Below are 1,797 nucleotides of genomic sequence, written 5' to 3' on the forward strand. Positions count from 1 at the left end.
CCAGCGGCGTCAGAGGCAGCAGCACGCCCGTCGCCGCCAGCGCGGACGCCGCCAGGGGGACCGGGGCGGGGCGGGCCGTCCGGACCGTGTGGAGCAGGAGCATCGCCAGGGCCTGGGTGAGCAGGTTCTCGGTGAACCATCCCGCGTGGAAGGCGGCCTGGTCGCCCGGGTCGGCCGCCCCCAGCACCCACGCCAGCACCGCGAACGTCGCCAGGTCGGCCGCCGCGTTGAGCACCCCGAAGCCCGTCACGAACCGCAGCACCTCCCGTGGCCGCAACCGCAGCGGTCGCAGCAGCACGGCCCCGTCCTGCCGGTCGTACGCGTACGCCAACTGCGCCGCGTCGAAACACAGGTTCTGCACCAGGACCTGCGCGGGGAGCATCGGCAGGAAGGGCAGCAGCAGCCCGGCCGTCAGCATCGCTATGACGTTGCCGAGGTTGGAGGAGAGCGTGATGCGGAGGTAGCCCGCGATCGTGCCCCCGGCCCGGCGGCCCGCCGCGATCGCGTGGGCCAGGGACGTCAGGTCCTTCGCGGCGAGCACGACATCGGCCGCCTCGCGCGCGACGTCGACCGCGTCGCGCGGGCAGACCCCGACGTCCGAGGCGCGCAGCGCGGGCAGGTCGTTGACGCCGTCGCCGAGGAACCCGGTCACCCGGCCCCCCTCGCGCAGCACCCGTACGATCCGGGCCTTCTGCCACGGTGTGCAGCGGGCGAACACCGTCGTACGGGCGGCGAGTTCGCCCAGCTCGGGGTCGGTGAGCGCGTCGGTCCGGTCGGCCGTGACCACCTCGCCGGGTGCGAGCCCCAGCTCGCGGCACGCGCGCGCGGCCGTCCCGGGGTGGTCGCCGGTGAGGACCTTGACCTCGACGCCGCCACGGGCCAGCGCGGTCAGCGCCTCCGCGGCCGTCTCGGCCGTCGCGTCGCGCAGCCCCACCAGGCCGGCGAAGGTGAGCCCGCGCTCGTCGGCCGTCGTGTACGCGCGCGTCCGCGCGGGCCGTTCGGCGAGCGCCACGGCCAGCACCCGCAGCCCGTCGTCGGCGTGGGCGGCGGCCAGCGCGCCGATACGGGAGCGCTCCCCGGCGCCGAGCGCGCACCGCTCCAGGACCTCGTCGACCGCGCCCTTGACGATCAGGGTGTGGGTGCCGAGGCGGCCGGGGGTGCGGACGACGGCGGTGGACAGCCGGCGCACCGGGTCGAAGGGGAGGGCGGCGACCGGGTCGTGCTCCAGTGCGTCGAGGCCGCCCGGCAGCCGCTGCTCGGCGGCGTCGAGGAGGGCCTCGTCGAGGGCGTCGGCGGTGGGCACCTCGGCGAGCTGGAGCGTCCACAGGCTGTTGGCCGCGGCGCAGCGCAGCACCTCCGGGTCCTCGGCGCCGGACGCGTCCAGGGCACGGTCGAGGACCGGGCGGTCCTGGGTGAGGGTGCCGGTCTTGTCGACGCACACGACGTCCACGGCACCCAGATCGTGCAGCGCGGGCAGCCGTTTGACGATCACCCCGTGCGTACGGGCCAGGGTCGCCGCGCCCCGGGCCAGCGCCGTGGTGACGATGACCGGCAGCATCTCGGGGGTGAGCCCGACGGCCACCGCCACGGCGAACGGCAGGGTCTCCAGGCCCCGTCCGCGCAGCGCCGCGTTGGCCATCAGGACCAGCGGCGGGGTGAGCAGCATGAATCTGATCAGGATCCAGGAGATGCCGTACACGGAACGGTCGAATGCGGTCGTACGGCGGTCGCCTCCACGCACCCGCTTGCCCCGGCCCGGTCCGGAACCGCCCAGTCCGGAACCGCCCGGTCCGGAAC

At 75.6% G+C, this 1,797-nt stretch carries 1 protein-coding gene; it reads right to left on the minus strand.

Features of this window, described 5'->3' with window-relative positions:
- A partial coding sequence (locus ACJA3G_RS36230) for an HAD-IC family P-type ATPase (protein WP_406557279.1) occupies positions 1–1,797 on the minus strand: 1,797 nt, incomplete at both ends.

It is taken from the genome of Streptomyces sp. YS-3, assembly GCF_045257485.1.
Taxonomy (GTDB): domain Bacteria; phylum Actinomycetota; class Actinomycetes; order Streptomycetales; family Streptomycetaceae; genus Streptomyces.